Origin of the sequence: Chitinophaga sp. (genome assembly GCF_035538455.1) — a bacterium.
In the GTDB taxonomy this organism is placed as follows: domain Bacteria; phylum Bacteroidota; class Bacteroidia; order Chitinophagales; family Chitinophagaceae; genus Chitinophaga.
This window is the reverse complement of the sequence record NZ_DATLKJ010000153.1, coordinates 1-21,009: the sequence shown is the minus strand read 5'-3', so window position 1 is coordinate 21,009 and position 21,009 is coordinate 1. Positions and strand designations below refer to the sequence as shown.

At 45.7% G+C, this 21,009-nt stretch carries 17 protein-coding genes; 5 read left to right on the top strand and 12 right to left on the bottom strand.

All coding sequences use genetic code 11. The features are described 5' to 3' along the window. The first annotated feature begins 270 nt into the window (after nt 1-270). Together vapB and VM802_RS18235 are read left to right on the top strand one after the other, a co-directional pair. Entirely contained in the window at nt 271-474 is a 204-nt protein-coding gene (gene vapB, locus VM802_RS18240) for a type II toxin-antitoxin system VapB family antitoxin (protein ID WP_325533122.1), read from the top strand. 131 nt (nt 475-605) lie between these two features. Beyond that, nucleotides 606-860 (top strand): type II toxin-antitoxin system VapC family toxin, encoded by a 255-nt coding sequence (locus VM802_RS18235; protein ID WP_325533174.1) that lies wholly within the window; start codon nt 606-608, stop codon nt 858-860. Between the two features lie 720 nt (nt 861-1,580). Here VM802_RS18235 and VM802_RS18230 read toward each other — a convergent pair. From VM802_RS18230 to VM802_RS18220, 3 genes are read right to left on the bottom strand one after another with little or no spacing between them, the layout of a single operon-like run. Beyond that, a complete protein-coding gene (locus VM802_RS18230) occupies nt 1,581-2,258 on the bottom strand; it encodes a hypothetical protein (RefSeq protein ID WP_325533120.1) in 678 nt (225 codons plus the stop codon). Then, on the bottom strand, nt 2,255-6,505 hold the full coding sequence (locus tag VM802_RS18225) for a DUF6443 domain-containing protein (protein ID WP_325533118.1): 4,251 nt from the start codon (nt 6,503-6,505) through the stop codon (nt 2,255-2,257). The genes VM802_RS18230 and VM802_RS18225 overlap by 4 nt, the downstream gene beginning before the upstream one ends. A gap of 18 nt (nt 6,506-6,523) precedes the next feature. Then, nucleotides 6,524-9,439 carry an RHS repeat domain-containing protein gene (locus VM802_RS18220; RefSeq protein ID WP_325533116.1) on the bottom strand — a complete coding sequence of 972 codons (2,916 nt, stop codon included), beginning with the start codon at nt 9,437-9,439 and terminating at the stop codon, nt 6,524-6,526. 300 nt (nt 9,440-9,739) lie between these two features. On the opposite strand from VM802_RS18220, the gene VM802_RS18215 reads away from it, so the two are divergent. Continuing rightward, nucleotides 9,740-10,093, top strand: coding sequence for a hypothetical protein (locus VM802_RS18215; RefSeq protein ID WP_325533114.1), 354 nt, complete (start codon nt 9,740-9,742; stop codon nt 10,091-10,093). Nucleotides 10,094-10,102: 9 nt separating this feature from the next. Here the strand turns inward: VM802_RS18215 and VM802_RS18210 are convergent, their stop codons facing one another. The 5 genes from VM802_RS18210 to dinB form a co-directional block, all read right to left on the bottom strand. After that, entirely contained in the window at nt 10,103-10,375 is a 273-nt protein-coding gene (locus VM802_RS18210; protein WP_325533112.1) for a hypothetical protein, read from the bottom strand. A gap of 111 nt (nt 10,376-10,486) precedes the next feature. Next, entirely contained in the window at nt 10,487-11,293 is an 807-nt protein-coding gene (locus VM802_RS18205; RefSeq protein ID WP_325533110.1) for an SOS response-associated peptidase, read from the bottom strand. 7 nt (nt 11,294-11,300) lie between these two features. After that, a complete protein-coding gene (locus tag VM802_RS18200; protein WP_325533108.1) occupies nt 11,301-11,786 on the bottom strand; it encodes a hypothetical protein in 486 nt (161 codons plus the stop codon). Nucleotides 11,787-11,885: 99 nt separating this feature from the next. After that, entirely contained in the window at nt 11,886-14,879 is a 2,994-nt protein-coding gene (locus VM802_RS18195) for a DNA polymerase III subunit alpha (RefSeq protein ID WP_325533107.1), read from the bottom strand. A gap of 91 nt (nt 14,880-14,970) precedes the next feature. Next, nucleotides 14,971-16,110, bottom strand: a complete 1,140-nt coding sequence (dinB, locus tag VM802_RS18190) for a DNA polymerase IV (RefSeq protein WP_325533105.1) — start codon at nt 16,108-16,110, stop codon at nt 14,971-14,973. 99 nt (nt 16,111-16,209) lie between these two features. Here dinB and VM802_RS18185 point away from each other — a divergent pair, with 99 nt between their 5' ends. Further along, the gene (locus VM802_RS18185; RefSeq protein WP_325533103.1) at nt 16,210-17,007 is read left to right on the top strand and encodes an XRE family transcriptional regulator; all 798 of its coding nucleotides are present in this window, start codon (nt 16,210-16,212) and stop codon (nt 17,005-17,007) included. A 12-nt stretch (nt 17,008-17,019) separates the two neighbouring features. Next, nucleotides 17,020-17,283 carry a DUF6965 family protein gene (locus VM802_RS32380; RefSeq protein WP_414647103.1) on the top strand — a complete coding sequence of 88 codons (264 nt, stop codon included), beginning with the start codon at nt 17,020-17,022 and terminating at the stop codon, nt 17,281-17,283. Here the strand turns inward: VM802_RS32380 and VM802_RS18180 are convergent. From VM802_RS18180 to VM802_RS18165, 4 genes are all read right to left on the bottom strand, one after another. Then, a complete protein-coding gene (locus VM802_RS18180) occupies nt 17,273-18,670 on the bottom strand; it encodes a hypothetical protein (RefSeq protein WP_325533101.1) in 1,398 nt (465 codons plus the stop codon). The two genes, VM802_RS32380 and VM802_RS18180, sit on opposite strands and share 11 nt — an antisense overlap. Before the next feature lie 219 nt (nt 18,671-18,889). After that, complete coding sequence (locus tag VM802_RS18175; protein WP_325533099.1) at nt 18,890-19,525, bottom strand: hypothetical protein; 636 nt, start codon at nt 19,523-19,525, stop codon at nt 18,890-18,892. 86 nt (nt 19,526-19,611) lie between these two features. Further along, the gene (locus VM802_RS18170) at nt 19,612-20,589 is read right to left on the bottom strand and encodes a bifunctional DNA primase/polymerase (protein WP_325533097.1); all 978 of its coding nucleotides are present in this window, start codon (nt 20,587-20,589) and stop codon (nt 19,612-19,614) included. Beyond that, the coding region (locus VM802_RS18165; RefSeq protein ID WP_325533095.1) for a hypothetical protein at nt 20,586-21,009 on the bottom strand (424 nt) is incomplete at its 5' end. The genes VM802_RS18165 and VM802_RS18170, both read right to left, overlap by 4 nt.

Here is a 21,009-nt window from a genome sequence, read left to right as displayed (position 1 = left end):
TCTGAAGGCGCTGAGAATCGCATATTCAACTACCTGACCAAATCAAAGAGGCAGTCTCGAACTGATATGCCTCTTTGATTTTCTATGTTGGGGTGGTTGGACACATTTCGAACTTTTTTATAAGTCATTTATTGGAAATTCAACAGTCTATACATATACTAAACATATAAATATAATGGTCGATTTCATGAAAATGACACAGGAAAATGTATTGAAATCAATATAAAAAGGAGTATTTTCTGTAATTTAGCTATAGACAAATAACCGATTATGAATAGCTTAAGCATATATACCAAACTGGAGACCCTACCAAAGGATCTAAAACAGGAAGTATCTGATTTTATTGACTTTTTGGTGCAAAAGTCAAGTGTAAAGAAGAAAAAGATTATTCCCCAATTTGGCAGCGCAAAGGGTAAAATTAAGATGTCTCCTGATTTTGATGCTCCTCTCGATGATTTTAAAGAATACATGTAATGGAGTATTTATTGGATACCCACTCCTTTCTTTGGTTTATCAATGGTGATGAACAAATTTCTCAGAAAGCAAAAAATGCCATTGCAGATCCAGAGACAATAAAATACATTAGTATAGCATCCCTTTAGGAGATAGCCATAAAAGTTAACTTAAAAAAGTTAAGCCTCGATATGGCCTGTACAAATTTGCGGCAACAAGTAATAGATAATGGATTTGAAATATTACCGATTACTTTTGAACATACGGCAGTATTAGTTAGTCTTGAACTTCATCATCGTGATCCTTTCGATAGAATTATTATTGCTCAGGCATTACGTGAGCAGCTAACGGTGATTGGTAAAGATGAAAACTTCTATAAATACAATGGACTGAAATTGCTTTGGTAACTATGTATTGGCTGAAAATAATATTCCCTTTAAATCAAAATGGGAACAAATGTGACTATTTCTGTCCATTTGTTCCCATTTCCGTATCAAGTCGGGATGACTGGATTCGACACGCCGACGTATAAATATTGATAATCAATTCGTTATAGACTTTTCACACTTTCTGGTCACCTTTCTGCCCACACAGCAACACGAAAAAGAAAAGAACTACTACAAAAGTAGCTCTTTTGCGGGGATTTCATATACTAAAGACGTTGGGAGCTAGTATCGCCAGATCTGAAAAGTAACTATGAATAAAGGCCCCTTCCCTAATGATATAGCATTGCTTAAATTGGAATACCTGGCTACCCGTAGTATCGAGAAAAAATGGACCCAACCGATGTAGAACTAGAGCCTTACATCATCTTGGCTATCCCATCATCTTTGGGGATCGACAAAAGCTCCATCTAATGCTAAAAATGTAGCCTGACCAAGTTTAGCTTACATCCTCAACAGATCCAATTGGTATACCGTATATAAGTTCGACTGATATTGGGAACTGACAATCCTGTACAGAGTTACGAATAAAGTAACAGTGGGAACCGCCATGGCAAAAGCAAGAATTTTTTTCATCTTCCTTTTGGTTTTAGCTTGCCTTTTCCTTTTTTAATAAGAATGAATTAATCTCCAGGGCTTGTGTATTCTTCCCCGAAAATGTAGCCTTCCCAGAAGATCCACTAATTAATTAACCATTCCTCTTCTATAATCGATAATTTTTACCGATTCATAATCTGAATGGCTAATAAACACTGTTATGTCCTTGTTTACTACGTTACTGTGCACAATAAAATATATTCCGGAAGTATCTTGTTTGTCGTAATGGATACTTTCTGGAAGCATATAATGGCACCTTAACATCAAATAATTATTAAAGGTCGAGATGTCATTCTTATTTAATGAAAAACGTTCAGCAATGCCAGATTTAAAAAAGTTACCACTGATATATTTCAGAGCGGACGTTTTGGGATTAAAGGCAATTAAATAATTTTCATCAAAAAGAAAACCTAACAATCGAACTGAGTAAGATGTACCATCTGTAAGATCGTACCTAAAACCAAGTAATTTAACTTCATATAATTGATAGTCTGAATCCGGATATTCTATTTTTCCCTTATACGGCTCAATTGAGCAATTTAATTTTCCATTTTCTGGCATTAAACGCTGAAAAACAGGCTTACCATAGTCAGATAAAATACCATTATTTCCGATCGGAATATCAGCTTCAACAGCATTCCTAATGTGATAACTAATAATATTTTTTTCAATCAAAGAACGCCCTGCTTGATCCAGATATTGAGCGCGTACATGGTAAGACAATCCTAAAAACAAAATAATATTGAATAAAATCTTATTGCTCATAGTCTGCTTGCATTTAAGTATTGTATAATCTCAGAAGTAATTTGTTTCCAGGCATTAGAATAATTTGCTCCGGTTTTATTCTCTTCGTCATGCGCCAATTTACCACTAGGATTACCGGGTTTATGTCCTGGGTTAAGTGAGTTTGTAGCATTATCCAACTCACCCCATTTCCATGCTTCAGATTTGTTTTGAACAGCATATTGGGCATGGCCGAATTCGTGACCCAGAACAGTAGTAAATTTCTTTAGATCAGTAATCGACTCATCAATTCGTACGCTCATATCTTGTATAGAAATGAGCTTATCAGCTTCTTCAGATGTGTAAATTCTCTTAGATTTAGGATCGATACCCAATGCATCTCTTTCCAGTCTTTCCTGTCCTAAATAATTTCCTTCGATTTCTGCAGAAACCGGATTGCCGTCTGTATTCAAAACATTAGTCACTCTAAATGAAGTGGGAACTCTCATGTCTGGTTCAGTTATACCGTTAGTAAAATTGCCTATATATGATTTATCATACCTTTCCGATAAATTTAATTTTCCAATTGATACATATACTTTGACACTTGTCTCATTTAATATCCTATATGCTTCAGGATTGGTTCTTTGCAAGATCAATAATGCATTTTGTGTCCTTTCATAATTATCTGAACCCTTGGGGTTGCTGTTTATTATCTCCTTCCCGTTTGGATCGATGTTTCTTATCGGATTGTTGAACACGAAATGATAGGGACTCCAGGCATCATATTTTTCTGCTAATTGGTCGCAGATGGACCACCTCCCAATCTGTGGATCATACATCCTGGCTCCATAATCATACATCTCCAAGCCGCTTCCATTTGCGAACTCCCGGTTCTGTAGTTCCTTATTGTTGTAGCGCAATTTATTCTCTGGATAATTATTCCCCTGGAGCGCACTGAAACTTAATCCCGCCATTGTCAGTCCAAATGGGTAATAATGATAAGATTCCAGGAGCGGCCCCGAGCCTTTGGTTACAACGAGGTTATCAAAGAAAACATCCTGCTGGCTTTCATTACTGGTAAATACATATAGAAAACCCGTTTTGGAAATAATCATTCGATCGGTACCCAGGGTCTGTAACTTATCAGGATTTTCACCGACCTGTTTCACCCCGCTATGCTCATCCACTAATTTAAACCGATCATCGAACAGTGCAAAATTCAAATAAGCTTTAGGCCTAAGATTTTGAAAATCCCTATTCTTATCCGTGCTTTTCAGGTGATCGATATCACTGGAGGTAATTGGTTGCGGGTATGTATTTGTGTTATCGATGCCCTGATGTATATCCCCCGCTGTTGCAGGTGTACGGAGTGTCTGCGCAAGGGATAATACAATACGATCCGCTGATTTGGAATTATTTTTCTCTGCAGGTTGTACAGATTTATAAAAGGCATGAGTCGATATCTGTATGGTGTCTCCCGCCATCACGCGGAGCACCAGTGATGGACCTATTTTATGTTCGCCTGATCTGGCATTCAGCTTTGCCACCGATCTATTGTTCTCTGCTCCCGGATACCCAACAGGTTTCGGAGAACGGGTAGCATCAATATTAGCAAATAGCGCATTTTCTTTACCAGAGGCATCCGCTTCCATAGTGGCAGCATATACACTGAAGTCCGTCTGTTCGGTAAGCATAGACCGGACATTGCCCAGATAGTCTTTTACAAAATAATCATAGTAGAATGAGGGTGCAGCGCCAGTTTTATATACTACCCTGATACGGCCTTCATCCTGTGGAATCTCTACCAGGGTATCATTTTTATAAAGAAAGCCACCGATATAATCATAGTTGATGATCCTTCCGGTACCTGTGTAATCCGTTATCTTCTTGCCTAGTTTATTTCCCGTTGCATCGTAACTGAATTCCAGGATTCCTTTGCCCAGTAGCGTAATGGAATCCGGGCGATTAAGAATATTATATTTGGTGATCATCTGCCGGTTAATATCTATCGTGGTATTGCCATTCCTATCGAATACATAGTCCTGGTTCGTGCCATTGGGAATATCGATAAAATCTCCGAGCGTACTTTGCGGGTCATTGGCGCTATCCGTTACATAAAAGAGCTTGTTACTATTCGGGATATATACATATACCAGGCTATCGATGGTCCGGACGGTCGTTCCTTTAAGGCCTTTCTGTTTCATGGAAAGGATATTACCATTGGGATCATAAGCAACCCCGCTCATCGTAAAATCTACGATATCCCTTGTCCAACCGGTACCGCTGGCATTCTGCTGCGTAAAGTCTGCCGTAGTCAATCTATTGGGGTTATCGTAGCTATAGCCGTACGCCCTGGCGAATCCGTCGTTCCTGTCTTTCCAACGGACACCGGCAATATTCCCGTTAAACTGGTTGGTCTTGAATCCGTATTCATAGGAAAGGTCCTGCCCAAACCAATTGGAGGCGCTGCCTGTGGTATTGACAAAGCCCTTATTGATATTTTTCAGCCATCCCCTGACATTGTATTCGTAGGTCATGGTCTCCAACTGGCTGCTGCTACCGGTAACGCCTAAACGCTTTGTCTTTAGTTGCCCCAACTCATTATAAGCAAGGGCGGAAACGGTCCTTTCAACGGTCGTATCATTTAATTTTTTCTTTATGCCCGTTAATCGTCCTGCTGGATCATAGGTAAAACTGGTCAGTATCGTGGTTTGTGGGGTAAGGGAGCTGTGCGGATTGGTATGCCGGAGATAGGTACTCAATACTTTCCCGCTGAAATCATACAGGGAGGTGATCGTTTCTTTTCCTCCGGTAGCATTGTCCCGGATGATCTGTACCGGACGGCCTTTATTATTATAATAGGTAGTCGTGGTAAGCCACTGGTTCGTGTTCAATATCCGTACCCTGCTACCGGTTTCCATGCCCATCGTCATGCTGCTGACGCCTGTTACCGGCTCCGCATAAGGATTGCTTCCCGCCTGTGGTTTAGAAAAGTCGCCGGAGAGCGGGGAAGCTACTCCCGGAAAATTGTACGCGTCAAAGTAGGTATAGGTCAGGTAGGTAAGCGCCTGGCCGGGAATGGATATACCGATCTCATTTTTCAGGCTATCGGCCAACGGCTGCCGCGTGGTTTTGGAGGCGTAGAGCGCTGTGGCTGTCGGCCTGTCGAGCGCATCGTAAAAAGTAGCCAGCCAGTTTCCCCCGTCTTTAAGATTACCATCCCGCATAAACGCAAGCCGGTTCCGCACGTCGTAAACCATTTCTACGGAATCGGCGCCTGGTATTTTTTTGATGATCATCCGGTCCCTTTGATCATAGCGATAGAAATAGCAGAGTTCTGCAGCCGTCATGCTATCGATGGCCCATCCGGCGGAGCTTATTGCCTGTACCGCCTTTGGCGGTATTACACAATGCAGGTTTCCCCGGTCGGTGTACACATAATAAGTATTCAGCCAGCCATTATGCCCATCGGTCGCATTATCCGCCAGCTCGACACGTTTAAGAATTACGCGGTTCTGTTTATCGCGAAATTCAATAATCCGATTACCATTTTCATCCTTTGCGACATTTTTGAGCAGATCTCCCGGCGGATACACTTTGCCCGGTACACTGGTTGGGATCATGCTGCCCGAAGGGATATCCCATATGCGGACCGCATCCAGTGCATTGTTAACCAGGTACTGCATTTCCATGGGTTTATAGCCACCACCACGTGACCAGGTATTACCGGGCGCAAAAGATTTGCGGACCCGGTTCAGCGGCGAAGGCTCGAACTCTGTCTCCGTGTAAAATACCGAATCCCCGCTCACACCCGGGTTCAAGGTGGCCGACATGTAAAATTGCCGCTGGTTATTGAAAGGGTTCAGCTTTAATTTACCGTCGCTGATATTGCTGCTTTGCGGCACATAAGGAAGGTATCGGTACGCTTCACGACCGAAAGCATCGTAGACAACAGGTTGCACCATATCCCGGCCTGCCGGGGAAATACCACGGGAAACCGTCTGCACTAACCTTCCAAGACCATCGAAATAACGAGTCTGCTGCTGTACGGCCGCTACATCGGTGGATGCCGTTACCTGGGCGGTATCAGTCATCGGTGCCAGCGGCCTCCAGCTCCTGATAAAATTAATGAGCACACAGGTACAGGTGAGCGGGGGCGCCGTAACGCTGGTAGCCGGGGAGCGTCCGCTGGTATCCGGAATGTTTTGCCCCATACCTGCTATGGAAATAGATATAGTCGTTGCCGTTAGTATAAGCGATTGAATGAATTTTCGGTGCTGCTGCATGATCTTCACATTGAAAGGTTATTCGGTGTAATGTTTCTGGTACCGGTAATCGTATAGCTGTAAGATCTTACCATCCATATCTTTGCGCACTTTTAACCTGCCGAAATCATCATATTCATAGGTAATCGTCTGGCCTGCGGGATCTGTCTCAGAGGTTATTCCAAAGCGGTTATAGGTATAAGTAGTTACCAGGGCCTTGCCTTTTAAAGCTGTACGGATTTTATTCAGCTCCGTCCGCATCGCAAGGTCCGTTACCGTTATACTCTGGACAATGGAAGTATTCACAAGCGCGGCAACCGTACTATAATCGGCTCCGATCACCTTCGCAACCGGGAAATAATAATTGTAGCCCCATAGATAGGTTACTTTGATCCCCTTCGTCTGATATTTTTCAATGATATTGCCTGAAGTGTCATAGGTTAAATTCGTTTCCGTAGAGTCTTTAAGGCTCGTGTATTCCCTTATTCTTCGCAGCTCTAACGTATCCTGGTACCTGAGATCGAACAGGTACTTGGTGCCGCTGATCAACTGCTGCAGATTATTATCCTTTAATGAATCGACTTCTTCAATGGGTTGCCGGTAACGATTAATGAGCAGGTACACCATTAGGTCATATTGCCGGGACGATAGCTGAAAAACAAAGGTCCTGGAGAAACAATACCGGTAAGTCCTGGATCGTATCGTTCCATCATGCAGGTTGGTGGTTGTTTTGGCAAGGGGACGCCAGGAGTTCCAGGACATCGCGCTATCCGGGGGATAGTATGTATAGGAAGTTTTTTGACCTAAATTGCCACTGGATGTAAACACAGAATCCGACTCCGATAACGGTAACATAAATTGCCCAGTTGTATTGAATGGTTTGCATAATGCCTTTACAGGCGGCTCCCAGGGTGTTTCCGGTTTGGGATATTCCCGGTACATACCCGAGCCCGGGGTCTTGTAATATGCTTTTACGACCCATGCTCTTTCAGATCCCGCAATGGTCGTAAACCCATAATTCCAGCTCTTTTTCCTGAGCAGCGTGCCATTCTCGTTATAGTATTTTTCTTCCAGCAATTGCCCTCTCTGGTAGCTTAAGTCAGCTGGAGGTACAATTGGATATTCAAGTGATGTAGGTAGTTGATCCTGCATAAAGCTATACTTTCTGTCGACCCACCCGTTTCCATTTTCTATCGTCCGGACCTGCGCGTAACAAACGAAGGATCCGCCCGCCGTAGCCAGAGGATAGCAGCTGGAGGGATAGAGTTTCATGTAGCTGCAATCGACGCCCACATTTTCAATATTAATGATCCTTACGGGCGATACCAGCATGCCGCTGGTTACATTGGAATCGATATCGAAAAGTTTGTACTGATATTTTGTGGAACTGGTTTTGCCGGTCACAGGGTCAAAATCCTGTATCTCTTTGATGCGGATACCGCCCACTGCCCGGTTTTTCTTTATCCAGTTGCCTGATGGCAGGTTGATCTGCGGAGCAGCGGCATTATCCGGGTACACCTGATCGTCTATACGTGTAAGGGCCTGGTTGCCCTCATAAATAAATTTCCTGTAGCCGCCTGTCGGGTAAATGATCTTGTTCAGCACACCTGCTTCTGCGTTGTATGCAGAAACACTCCGGTCACTGAACGCGGTTACATTAACAGTAGAACCCTGGAATGTATATGAAATATTCGGAATGAAATATTTGTTGCCAATCTTGCCATTGGCAAAGCCCCAGTAATCCACTTCGCTGGATAACCGGGCAGGGAGTGAAACGGGCGAATATTCAAATTTGTATTCCAAACTGTCGGAAATTGCAGCAGCACTGAACTGTTTAAATCCCGTTAGTTTTAAACGCTGAGTATACGGCCCGCCACCAGGATTGAAGTAGTCATAAGTAAACCGGTAGGTTCGTATCCACTTGGCAAGTGGGCCTATGATATCGATATTATCCAGGTAGGTACCACCTTCCGCGTCGATTTTTTTAAGATTATTGAAATATACGATCTCCGGATTAGGGCCGGTACCCGCTTCGGCTTTGCTCAAAACATACTCGTAATTGTTGTTCGTCACAAATGCCTGATCCACCGAAAGGTTGAAGCCATTGCAGTTAGCAGAAATCTTCTGCAGTGGCAAAAAGGCACCGGATATGGTTTTTATCACGGTCGGAGAATATTCGTACGTGAGTTTTATCCGGTACTGAAAATTCATATCCCATATTTCCTGCAGCGGCCAACCGCTTATGTAAGAGGCTCCCGGTATGAGCGTGTGGGTGTCATTTTCATAGGTTATAGATGTCCGATCGACTACCGTTACCGTAGAATCTGCATTCTGCCCCAAAAAATACTGGATACCATTCTGCGCAAAAATTCGCCATCCCTTAATTGTCTTATCGGTATTGAAGATGGGATTAATCTCAAAGGGAGCGTTCTGCATCATGATAACGGTTTTATCTTCCGCGAAGAAGAAGGAACCGGTTTCACCATTGATATTGTACATGAAAATATCGGGCTGCAGGTCAATCTGGTTGTAATTCGAATATGCGCTTACCACATTCATATCCGAGCAGTCAAAATTGCCGGGCTTCCTGGAATTGTTTAGCCGCCCGTATCCTCCGTCGTCGGGCAATCCCCGCATGATCCTGGTTATTTTATTCGCAGCGCCTGGTACGCTGAATCCAAGTCCTATGTTACCGGCGGCTTCTTCCACTCTTACCCCGCCGGTATTATTATACTCCAGGCTGAAGTCCAGGGAGAGCGGGCCTGTGCGCAAGGTATATAACGGAAAACTTACCGGTACCGTCCCGGTAAATGTGCCTATGGGCCGCTCCAATACCTTGAACAACATTGCATTATTGGGAGAAACAGGCGCTACTACTGGAACCTTATTGGCATACTGCGCCAGGCCATAAAATGGTAATAGGAACATCAAAGAGATAAAAGAACAATGTTTCATGATAGGGCTATAGAATTGGGATTGACCATTATTAAGGATAGTAATAGTTCCCGCATTGAAGTTGCAGTCCTGATTGGTATAGATTTAAAAGGACTCAGCTACCTCGCAGTGATTACCCGGGATTTTAATCATGCAACAAATCTATCGCTATAGATGGACGAAGCGGTGAGTACCCGCTTAAAATAAATGGATTAACCAATATTAACGATCATGGAAATTTCAGGATGAGTTATTTATGCTAGTGGCAATATTTAATTTAGTAATTGACTACATTACAAGACTTAACGCCCCTACTAAAAAATGAAACAGGATAAAGATAATCTGTTACTCTGGAAGATATTCAGCACCGCAGGCATTACGATCCTGGTATTGCTCTTATCGTTACTGATCACGCTACTTTCTATCGGTAAGCTGGGCATCGATATTCATTTCAGCGATACCTACTATGTGATTAGCAGGCAAGCAGCCTTTGTCATCATCAGCTTGCTGTTAATATCATTTGTTTTTGCTGCATTGGCTATCCGGACCAAATTCCGGCAACGTGCTTACCTGTATATGATGATCCTGGTGCTGCTTGCCGATGCTTATATTGTCATTCGTTGGTTCCTGCTGGTACAGGATGTCCGGAATCTGACTCATTCCGCGGGTTTGTAACTAATACGCCTAACTGATGGGAGGATCAGGAGGTATTACATCGGTTACTACCGAGATCCTGGCAATGATCCGGTTTTTCAAATATTCTTTATATACCGTGTATAACCCTTCAACCACTTTTTCCGGGGCATCATCGGATACGAGATACTGTTGCAGGCGCTGGTCTGAAATACCCAGGGATGCTGCAACGTGTCGATCTGTAATTTCAATCCCGCTTTCCAGCGCTGAACTTTTTATGGCTATTACGGTTCCTGTGAAAGATCTATTATCTGATATATCCATGCTGCTAAATTTCAAGGTTACAAATTGTATTGCTGCGGTACGGTACTTATATGATTCCTTCATTACCTGTTATGATAAACCGTAATCAAAAATAATGAATGCGCAACTTCGCTATTCCAGGATTTGCTTGGCGGTTCCGGGATCATCATTGCCGAGTGGCGGCAGCCCTGGCCACTGCCATAATTCATCTTTATCTTTCCCGTCCGGCCTGAGCTTTCCGCCTCGGATGGTATAAACGGTGTAATACTCAAGATCATCATCCGGCATTTCATAATTAATGATTTCCTGTATGGCGCTTTCCGTCAGATCCGGCGATACCCATGCATCCGCCATTTCTTTAGTAACAAAAAGCGGCATCCGCCATTTGTTGTTGCCATCGTTGTGGATCAATCGCATGACCTGGTTGGCAGACCGGGTACATAAAGTAAAGCTGGCGCTGGAATAGATCACGCCGTCCCCGTCTACCATATCGGCAACCTGGTATAAACCTGGAATATAAAACGGGAGCCTGCCCTTTGGCCGGACCAGGTACGGGATCTTGCGCTTCCACTTATCGATCTTACGATGATCGAAGGTTGCCGTTACCGGTATCAGGCATCTATTGTTGCGTAGACGATACCATACCGAACGTTTATCTTCGAATATCCGTTCCGATCGGCAATTCACCATATTGGAACGCATTTCTGCAAACTTCTTCGGATCATTCTTAATATAAGTAGGTAGGACACCCCACTCGAAAGTATCCAGCACCAACCCTTCACCGGGGTTGTGTAAGATGATCGGATACTCCGGGAATACATACCCCTCCATGTGGATCATGGATGCGGGATCGAACAGTTTATCGGTTTTAACAACAAGTCCCGGAAATGCCTTCAACGTCTCCTTGACGTCGACGTGCAGTGAGATATCGTAACACATAGCGCAGTTATTGTATTAGGTTTATAGCCGGTATTATTGCCTGGTTCTGTCCTGACTGAAGGATGGCGAAAAAGCCTTGCGGATACAAACGGAATGTTACCTGCAAGCCTTCTTCGCGGTTCACCTGGATCAATCCTTTCCCACGAATATTAGCCTGTATTTTTTTCAGGTATGCTTTACGCATATTTTCATCGCTTTCAGCATCGATGGTATTGAGAAAACACCGGATCTCCTTATTGGAAAGCAGCTCCGTTAATTTCCGGAGCGCATCTGCATTGGAGAGATCCAGTAGTTTACCTTCCGTTGCATCGATGGCCACTGCATGCTCCTTTCCGGCTACTTCCGACTCGTATGGACTGATCATAAACCCTTTTCCCGGCTCGATCCCGGGCCATGGAAAGTGTTGCACCAAAAACCATTTCTTCCCGGCACTTATAAAGTAGGAAAGCATTTGCGGTACAAATTCCTGGAATGGATTATAGGATCGTTTCACGATGATAGCAAACTTATGGTTGCTGAATAGCTATCCTAATATACTAAATAATACGCAGCCTGCCTTAGCTGTAGTTGCTGGTATCCGCGGCGGCAATCGTCACTCGTCTACAGGTTCGATCGGCATTATAGGTACGGTGTCCATAAATTTCGGATTACCCTTTATGGGCAGTCGTTTCAGCCGGTGTACATTCAAGGTGGCGAATCCGAATTCTTCATCCACCTGCCCCCATATGCGATATACGCCGCCACCTCTTATCGGGTATGCCGCCAGGCTGGCCGGAAAATGTACTGTGTGTATGAAATCACGTCTGCGATCCAGGAACGTCGCAAAGGCCATCACCTCCCCTTTCTTTGTCCGCACGGGCTTTGTAGTTACATAGATACCGGTCACAGTTACCTGTCGGCCGATATGGTTGAGCAGGTCTGCGGCGAGTATTTCATGATTCGATAGATCCGCCGGTTCATCGGTCATATCGAATGCGTTCTGGCTTACACAAAACCCTAAGAGCTCGATTTCATCATAAAAATCTTCTGCCTCATATACCGGGAAGGAAGGTAGTGCAATGGTTTTGGCCGGTTCATCGAAAAGGGAGCCCATTGCGATCATTTTTTCATCATGCTTTTTAAAGAGCAGGTATGCCTGCCAGCGCAGCGTCTTTTTATCCTGGCCGGTGAAGCGTAAACCGCCTAGGCGTACCAGGTCGAGCAGCTGTTTCAATTGAATATGGGTGCGTAAAATAAAATCTTCCATATCCCGATAGCATCCATGTTTCCGTCGCTCCGTAACTATCTGCTCCGATGCGGATGTTTCAAGACCTGCGATCATATTCAGGCCCAGGTAGAGATCTGTCCCGTGGAGCGTCGACCGGTATTCGCTATTATTGACACAGGGAAGGTGTATGGCAGCGCCGTCTTTGCGGGCCATCTCAACATATACCCAGCGACTATAGAAGCCTCCCTCATTGTTGACAACGGCGACCATGAATTCCAGCGGGTAATAAGCTTTTAAGTAAAGCGATTGAAGGCTCTCGATCGCGTAACTGGCAGAATGGGCCTTGCTGAACGAATAGCCTGCGAAGGATGCGATCATACGCCAGACCTCTTGTGTCGTAGCTTCGGGATATCCCATATTACGGGCATGCGTAAAAAACTTTTCCTGGATCGCGGGCAAATGATGGGAACCGCGTGTCTTCCCGCTCATCAGCCGGCGCAAGACATCCGCATCTGCCATATCCAGGCCACCGTAATGATGACCGATCTTCAGGACGTCTTCCTGGTAGATCATTACGCCATATGTCTCTTTCAGCTGTTCTTCCAGCACCGGGTGCAGGTAGGTAAATTTGGAGGGATTGTGAAATCGGGAAATATACTCCCGCATCATCCCGGAGCTGCCGACACCGGGCCTTATGATGGAACTGGCGGCCACCAGGGTCAGGTAATCCAAACAGCGTAGCTTCGTCAACACACCTTGCATCGCAGGTGATTCGATATAAAAACAACCAATTGTATCCGCTGCCCGCAATTTATCTTTCACCTTCGGGTCCTGCTTTATCGTCGTAATATCATTCACATCGACTGTGATCCCCTTGTTATTGCGAATAATTTTCGTGGCTTCTTTGATATGCCCGAGCCCTCTTTGCGAAAGCACGTCGAGTTTATATAATCCCGCATCCTCTGCAGTATACATATCCAGCTGCGTTGTCGCAAATCCTTTAGGCGGCAGGTCCAGCGCCACAAAGGAAGTGATTGGCTCCTGGGTGATCAATACGCCCCCTGCATGAATGCTGCGGCTGTTCGGGAAGTCTTCCGGTAAGCTATTGTAAACCTCTATTACGTCGCGGGCAATCTGGTTGTTAGCTTTTCCGGCAGAACGTCCGGCAACTAATGCATCGATCTCCGATTTCGGAAGTCCATAGATTTTCCCAATCTCCCGGATGATGGAACGGTCCTTTAACGTGGACATCATACCCAGTAATGCTGTATGACGCTGCCCATGACGTTTTATGAGATATTCAAACACCATATCCCGATCCTTCCAGCTATAATCGATATCGAAGTCCGGGGGAGTTTTTCGTTTCGGATTCAAAAAACGTTCAAAATAAAGGTCGAGTTCAATCGGGCAAACATCTGTGATGTGTAAGCAGTAAGCCACAACGCTATTTGCGCCGGAACCTCTGCCCACATGGGCAATGCCCTGGCTCATGGTATGGCGTACCATGTCATGGGCTTCCAGGAAGTAGCAGGCAAACGACATACGGTTAATAATGTCCAGTTCATGTAACACCCGATCCATGGCGGCTTTATTGCCGGCGCCATAACGGTTGCGGCATCCCTGTATGGCAAGCATCTCCAATAACTGTTTATCGGAGTATATGCTATCCGTAAAGATTTGCTTGTTCTTGGGTATCGAAAAATCAAAGTCGAAGTGGCAATCTTTCAACAGGTTCATCGTATTGGTCACCAGTTCCGGGAATGCACTGAATGCGGTAACCAGTTCGCCCGGGGAAGGCAATACCTCCATGCGCTGCGCCGCCTGCGATTGGGTGAGTTTACTGAGCAGCGTATTATTATCGATAGCCCTTAGCTGGCAATGTAACCGGAAATCCTTTTTCTCCAGGAAGGTAACCGGCCACCACATGATCATACGGGATAGCCAGGATTTCGGTGCCAAGTATAGTTTGGTGAGCTGCGCCGGCTTTACCCCGATCCATTCATTATCCCGCAATAAATCGATGTCCCGCGAGCCGAATGGATACATCACATATACATGGTCCCAGGCCGGGGCTACCTGCGGGAGTGGATTACCTTCGAGATTGCAGTTGGTCAGCAGTTCGTTCATTTCCCGGAAGCCCAGATTATTACGTGCAATCCCGATATATAGGACCGTATCCCCATCCCGGAACTCGACGCCGGTAAGGCCGTTAAAGCCCTGTTGCTGGCAGTCCTTAATAAAATCCAATGTTCCGCTAGTATTATTGATATCTGTCAGCACAGCAGTATGGTGGCCCTGTTCCTTCAAACGAGTCACCAGTTCGCTCAACGGTATGGTACCATAGCGGAGCGAATAATAGGAATGCAAATTTACAAGCATACTTCAGTGTTTTCAATTTCATTGCTTCATGGTTTTGATAGGAACAGTAAAAAATGGAGCAGTGAGTCGGTATGCTTTCCGGTTAAGGGCTTTAGAGGGAGATTGCTTTGGTAATGGCTTTGGGGCCGAACTTGCTGCGTATGGAGTCCAATGCCTGGTACAGCGAAATATTTTCTGCCGTATCGCTGAACAGGTTGACCTGGTAACTGCCGGTTGCGAAATCCGATAATTTGACGCCGACCAGGCGGATGAGTTGCCGTCGTTGATTGAGCTTATGAAACAGGTCCAATGCTTTTTCTGTCAGGACATGATCCATATTGCTATGGGGTATATGCATCTGTTGCGTGTAGGTATTCCAATCGGAATACCTGATTTTAACGGTAACACAGGATGCAAGCCGGTTATGACTGCGTAGTTCGAAAGCCAGTTCCGTTACCATACCGATAAGGGTACGCCGGAGTAATTGCTGGTCAGTGGTATCCTGTCCGAAAGTCTGTTCCCGGTTGATACTCTTTTCCTCCCTGTAGGGAACCACCGGCGCTTCATCGACGGCGTTGGCTCTTTGCCAGATCGTCGTTCCGTGCTCCCCGAAGGCATTGTACAACAAGGTGCTATCCATCTGTTGCAAGGTGTGGATAAGCTGCACCCCCAGGTTGCACAACTCGCGATAGGTCTTATCGCCAACGCCCGGGATCTTGCGCACGGACAAGGGCGCCAGAAATGGTTTTTCCGTTCCATCGGGCACGGTGCGGGCGCCGTTGGGCTTTGCGATCCCCGTTGCAATTTTACTCACGGTTTTATTAATGGAAAGCCCATAGGAGATGGGAAGACCGGTCTCTTTGATGATCCGTCCGCGGAGTTCATCGGTGAACTGCTGACAGCCAAAAAACCGATCCATCCCGGATAGATCCAGGTAATGCTCGTCGATACTTGCTTTTTCCACAATCGGTGCTTTTTCGGAAATGATCTGGGTGACCTCCCGGCTTTTGCGTTCGTATTGATCCACATCCCCGCGAATGATAATGGCCTCGGGGCAGAGCTTTCGGGCCTGCGCCATCGGCATGGCGCTGTGAATACCGAAACGGCGCGCTTCGTAGCTGCAACTGGCCACCACTGCCCGGTCTCCGCTGCCACCGATAAGAACGGGTTTGCCAACCAGGTTGCGATTACGCAACCGCTCGACCGATACGAAGAATGTATCCAGATCCAAATGCACGATATGGCGATCCATTGCGACAGTTATTCAGTAACAGTGTGTGTATAAAAATTTACTACCTTTGTTTTGTCATTAATAATGACACATCAATGATCGTAATAATGACATATTTTTATGACTGTACAAAAAATTTTTTGGGGATCGAACCTAAAATTTCTGCGCGAGCGAAAGAAAAAATCTCAGCAGGATCTTGCCGATACGCTGGCTATCGGGCGTTCCAAGCTGGCGGCAATGGAAAGCGGTGCCACCAAAAATCCGCCTTTAGAAGACCAGGTGAAAATCGCAGATTACTTCTCGATCAGTGTGGACACCATGATCCGTGTAGACCTGAGCAAGCTGAAAGAATTTGAGCTGCGGGAACTACAATCCGGTAACGATCCCTTCATCACCGGTACAAAATTGCGCGTGATGGCAAAGACGGTAAGCCCCGATAATAACGAGCAGATAGAATTTGTCTCACAAAAAAAAGCCAAAGCTGGTTATGTAACCGGATTAGCAGACCCGGATTATATTGCTTCCCTGCCTACCTTTCATATGCCCAATCTGCCGCGGCATAAGAAATTCCGGATGTTCCAACTTAGCGGAGACTCAATGCTGCCGATCCCCCCGGATGCCTATGTGATCGTTGAATACGTGGAGGACTGGACTGCGGTAAAGAGTGGAACCTTCTGTGTGGTCATCACGAAGGCGGATGGCATGATATTCAAAAAAGTGGAAAACCATATTTCTGTAAACAGGGAATTAACATTGATATCACTCAACAAAACATACCAACCCTATAGTATCCCGGCATCTGAAATACTGGAGCTCTGGCGATATTATGCGCTGGTAACGGAACAGATCCCCGAACCAGCTACAGATCTGGAACAAATTTTGAGTGAGCTCAAAAACATCCGCAGCAAATTGAAATAAAAAAACACGACAATGGAAAAATGGAATATCGACGAATTAGAGGCATATTTTAAATCGGTCACACTTCCTACTGAGATCAACCTGGACCAAAGCCAACGGGTTACGAACCTGAAGAATTTCCTGGATACGCATTTTAGTATATGCCGACTACACAATGGACATAGCACTTACCACGGATTTTACCTGCGCTTACTACAAGCAAAGGGGGTAATTGAAAAGACGGTCAATGCTATCCACACTCTTGATGATTCCAATACTCCTGGGATCACTTTATAAATCGTCGGGTTGCCCGGATAATATTATAAAGCATATAGGACGACCAAATCCGCATGAGTATATCCACAATGGTAAAATACCCCTTAAAAGTATCGTCTATTTTCCGGATAGGATTAATCAACTGAAAATATTTCTCGAAGGAATATTTAAATCCCTCACTATTTGGATGGCATATGGAAAGGGATAGTCCATCAATCTGGTTACATCCTACCAGCAGGAGGAATAATACCCAGTGGCCTATAAGCAACCAAAACAATGGCCATTGGTAACTTTGTCCGAATCGTCCGAAGTACTGGCTGAATTTTATAATCAGTTTTGTCCAAAAAAACTTTCTAAGCGCCAAAGACCTATTATATGCAATCATTTCCTGCGCATGGAAACTCTGTTCATTGATCACATCTCCTTGTTTACCCATTGCAAATTTGAGTTGCCGGAGCACCTCCCTTTTCCTCGTATAATATTCCAGTACCAAGGGATGATTCTTTAACTTGCGCCTGCTTAATTCTGCTGTAGATCTCCTTTTTTCCAGTTGCAGAACAAGTTCACTTTTTTCCATTTCATCATTCCCTGCTGTTGGAGGATGGATAGACTGGGTATCTTTGGGCCAGGTCACACTTATAATAGATCTCTTTTTTTCCAGTTGCAGAACAAGTTCTCTTTTTTCCATTTCATCATCCCCTGCTGTCGGAGGATGGATAGACTGGATATCTTTTGGCCAGGTCACACTTATAAAAGAACACTCCACCAGGTTCACTTCCGTTATGTAAATCTGATCGAACCGCTGAAAATTGACATCAAAAAATTCGGCCTTACCCAACGAGGATTCTACAAAGGACAAACAGCTTTTGTTAAATTCAATCGGCTTTATCCTGGATATACTAAGACCCTTACCATTTCGATATTTGTAAAAATCAAGCCGGTTGCATTTAAAATATTCAAGTTGAATATTTAAATCCGGGGACGTCCCACGTACAAACAATTGTTCGATGCGGGTCTGTACACCGATAACGCGTATCTCTCCTTTCGTACCTGTAGCTTCCAGGTTGAGCACTTTGAGTTCACAGCCCCCCCAGTAACCTATATTGAGCCGTTTAAATGATCCGTTCGTAATCAATAGTCTTGGGTAGCCCTTGAATGACCAATTACACACTTCCTTCAATGTCACATCATCAACGACAATATCGCCTGTAACAGTACAGCTGATGAAGTCAATTTCACCATCAAATTCAGCTTTACTCAATATTCGAATCCCCTTTTCAAAAGAACAATCCTTAAACGTGATCGGATATTTAAAAGAATCAATAACAAGTTGCCCCTGAAAAAAACATTCTTCAAATTTTAGTCCCCCTAGATTACCCGCTAAGGTACAGTCGAGTTCAAATGCCATCTTCCTTATTGTCAACACTAGACCCGAATGAATCATGGTTCCCGAAACCAACGATTTTAGGTACTGGGATAATGGAAGACCTATCTTTGTAGTTGCACTTTGCTGCTGGTAATATTTCATTCAGGGTTGATAAAAAATGTTACTATTAAATATATAAACAACGCGAATATAGGATTCCAGGCAACAGAAAAATCAACTCTTTAAAAATGTGAACAATGATTAAATTTTACGTTTGTATTTCTTTGCCTGTAATGGACCTTTGGTCTGTTTACTCCTGAACAGTTGTCCTGGTTGAATATTGCAGGTTGCCAATACAGTTTCTGGTATATTCGTATTGGCAAGCTGGTAGCCGGCTTCCAGGTATGATTTGGCATTGGTTTTAAGGTCTTCGCAAAGCGCATTACGCAAATAGGTATTCTGCAACAGGATCCCGATCGGCTCCCGGGTAGTAATACTGCGGACATCTCCGTTATGTGGGTTATAAAGTACAAAACTACCGGCCTGCCGCCTGTTTATTTCCTGCTGCAAAAAATGCTCCCAGCCTTGCCGCCTCATTTCGCTGCGGTGTGTGTCGAACAGTTCCTCTATCACTTGCCCCATAGATTGTTTAAAACGGATCACCCGGCCTCCCGGGACTTTAAGCACCCGGTCCGGCAGCAGGGCACAATACCTTTCTGCCGCTGCGATCAGCGGTTTGCAAGACGAATCTTTTCCACGATACCAGGTAGGGCTTCCGTCCCCGTCATTGCCAGTGGTACCGACCACTTGTCCATCGATATGGAGCGTGGCCGTAAACTGCCAGCTGGCGCGGCTGAGCTGCGCATGGTGCTGCACGTTTTTTATTTCGATCAACATGTATGGGTGAATGGATATAAACAAAAAAAGAAATATCGATGGACCGGGAATCGTTTGGGCAACTGATCAGCGGGTAGTCGTCAACGTTATAACGGTTTCAGGGACAATCCCGGAGGGGCGCCGTAGCCCATTGCGCGTAGCTTGCGGGCAGCCTCCTTAAAATCCCCCCGGCACTGCAACAGCGCAAAGACCGCCGCCGGCCGGTATCCGCGACCGGGCACAAATACCGTAGAAGTGCTGAAGACCCCGAACAGGTTCAGGGCGTGATTATAATCTCCCGAACTGAAATTACTCGTCTGGCCAGGGCGGCGCAGGTAGGTACGCAGCGCCGTTTTCCGTACTACCGTCCAGCCATGTTGCTGCAGCAGGGTAATAACGTCACCCCTGTCGTTATAATCATCCAGTGGGCTGCCAGCAGGCCTACGCTTAAAGCCAGGCTGCCGCAGGGGATTGCGGGGGACCAAGTCCGGCGCCTGGTCCAGCGATCTTGCCGCCCGGTGCAACAGGTATCGCTCCTGCGGGCTGATCTCCGGGATCAAGTCAATGCCACCCTGGATAAACCGGTAACCCGGGCTGGGCGGCGCAATGGCAATACCGCCCGTCCCCCTGGTCTCTATCAACACTTTCCTGAATTCCCCATTCTTTCGTTCCGCAGCCGTAGCCGGCCGCGAGGCCAAGCGAGTGTTGCCCAATACTTCCCTGCAATAATACCAGAGATGATAACCTTTATTAGGAGTCCTTCCGACAACCAGTCGCTCGTGCAAACCCGGGCAATCCCGATCGATCAATGTACGCAGCACTATATATAGGTCCATATCCAGGCTATGTTTCTGATCAATATCGATGATCTCCAGGAATTGCCCCTCCCTATAACCGGCGCCACAGACCGCAGCGATCATAGCCGCATCCGGATGGCCAAACATCTTTTTCAGCTCGTCGTTGCCTGGCAGCTTTTGGGTATACTGCTGCCAGTTGCAGACCGGCTTTTTATGGAGATCGGTCACGATAACGCTTATGGCTAAACGCAGCATTTGCTGCGCAGCCGTCCACAGCTCCTCTGTCATGACCTAATCCGGTATATTTTGGTCCAGCCCGGCTTTTGCCGCTGCAGCTGGTTTTGCTGCAGGGCCTTGACCCTAGTAACCAGCAGCGCTGGTTCCGCCCTGCGGCTGGAACCAGAATAGGGATCTACCTGCCCGGCCAATGGATTGGCGGCCAGCAGCGAGCTGGCATACGTACCGGTACCCTGGCAGAGATCACCGCCCAGCAGGCGGCGGCTCAGCTCCGGCAGCTCCGTTTCCGGGATCCAGTATACTTTTTTCAGATCCTCCTCCATCCTTTCACGGCTGTATCCCCGGCTGTCCTTCAGCGATAAGGAAAAGGGATCGTCCCCGCTGCCACGCTCCAGGTATTGCCACCATTCGTCCGTGCTGCTCCGGCGGTGCACGAACCGGCCCATGAGCAGGTTGTAGGCACTATTGGCA

What these genes read in the sequence shown, in the direction of transcription:
- VM802_RS18185 (WP_325533103.1), top strand. Translation starts at nt 16,210, where the DNA reads ATGACTGTACAAAAAATTTTTTGGGGATCGAACCTAAAATTTCTGCGC.
- VM802_RS18175 (WP_325533099.1), bottom strand. Translation starts at nt 19,525, where the DNA reads ATGTTGATCGAAATAAAAAACGTGCAGCACCATGCGCAGCTCAGCCGC.
- VM802_RS18170 (WP_325533097.1), bottom strand. Translation starts at nt 20,589, where the DNA reads ATGACAGAGGAGCTGTGGACGGCTGCGCAGCAAATGCTGCGTTTAGCC.
- VM802_RS18210 (WP_325533112.1), bottom strand. Translation starts at nt 10,375, where the DNA reads ATGGATATATCAGATAATAGATCTTTCACAGGAACCGTAATAGCCATA.
- VM802_RS18215 (WP_325533114.1), top strand. Translation starts at nt 9,740, where the DNA reads ATGAAACAGGATAAAGATAATCTGTTACTCTGGAAGATATTCAGCACC.
- VM802_RS18225 (WP_325533118.1), bottom strand. Translation starts at nt 6,505, where the DNA reads ATGCAGCAGCACCGAAAATTCATTCAATCGCTTATACTAACGGCAACG.
- VM802_RS32380 (WP_414647103.1), top strand. Translation starts at nt 17,020, where the DNA reads ATGGAAAAATGGAATATCGACGAATTAGAGGCATATTTTAAATCGGTC.
- VM802_RS18180 (WP_325533101.1), bottom strand. Translation starts at nt 18,670, where the DNA reads ATGGCATTTGAACTCGACTGTACCTTAGCGGGTAATCTAGGGGGACTA.
- dinB (WP_325533105.1), bottom strand. Translation starts at nt 16,110, where the DNA reads ATGGATCGCCATATCGTGCATTTGGATCTGGATACATTCTTCGTATCG.
- VM802_RS18205 (WP_325533110.1), bottom strand. Translation starts at nt 11,293, where the DNA reads ATGTGTTACGATATCTCACTGCACGTCGACGTCAAGGAGACGTTGAAG.
- vapB (WP_325533122.1), top strand. Translation starts at nt 271, where the DNA reads ATGAATAGCTTAAGCATATATACCAAACTGGAGACCCTACCAAAGGAT.
- VM802_RS18230 (WP_325533120.1), bottom strand. Translation starts at nt 2,258, where the DNA reads ATGAGCAATAAGATTTTATTCAATATTATTTTGTTTTTAGGATTGTCT.
- VM802_RS18220 (WP_325533116.1), bottom strand. Translation starts at nt 9,439, where the DNA reads ATGAAACATTGTTCTTTTATCTCTTTGATGTTCCTATTACCATTTTAT.
- VM802_RS18195 (WP_325533107.1), bottom strand. Translation starts at nt 14,879, where the DNA reads ATGCTTGTAAATTTGCATTCCTATTATTCGCTCCGCTATGGTACCATA.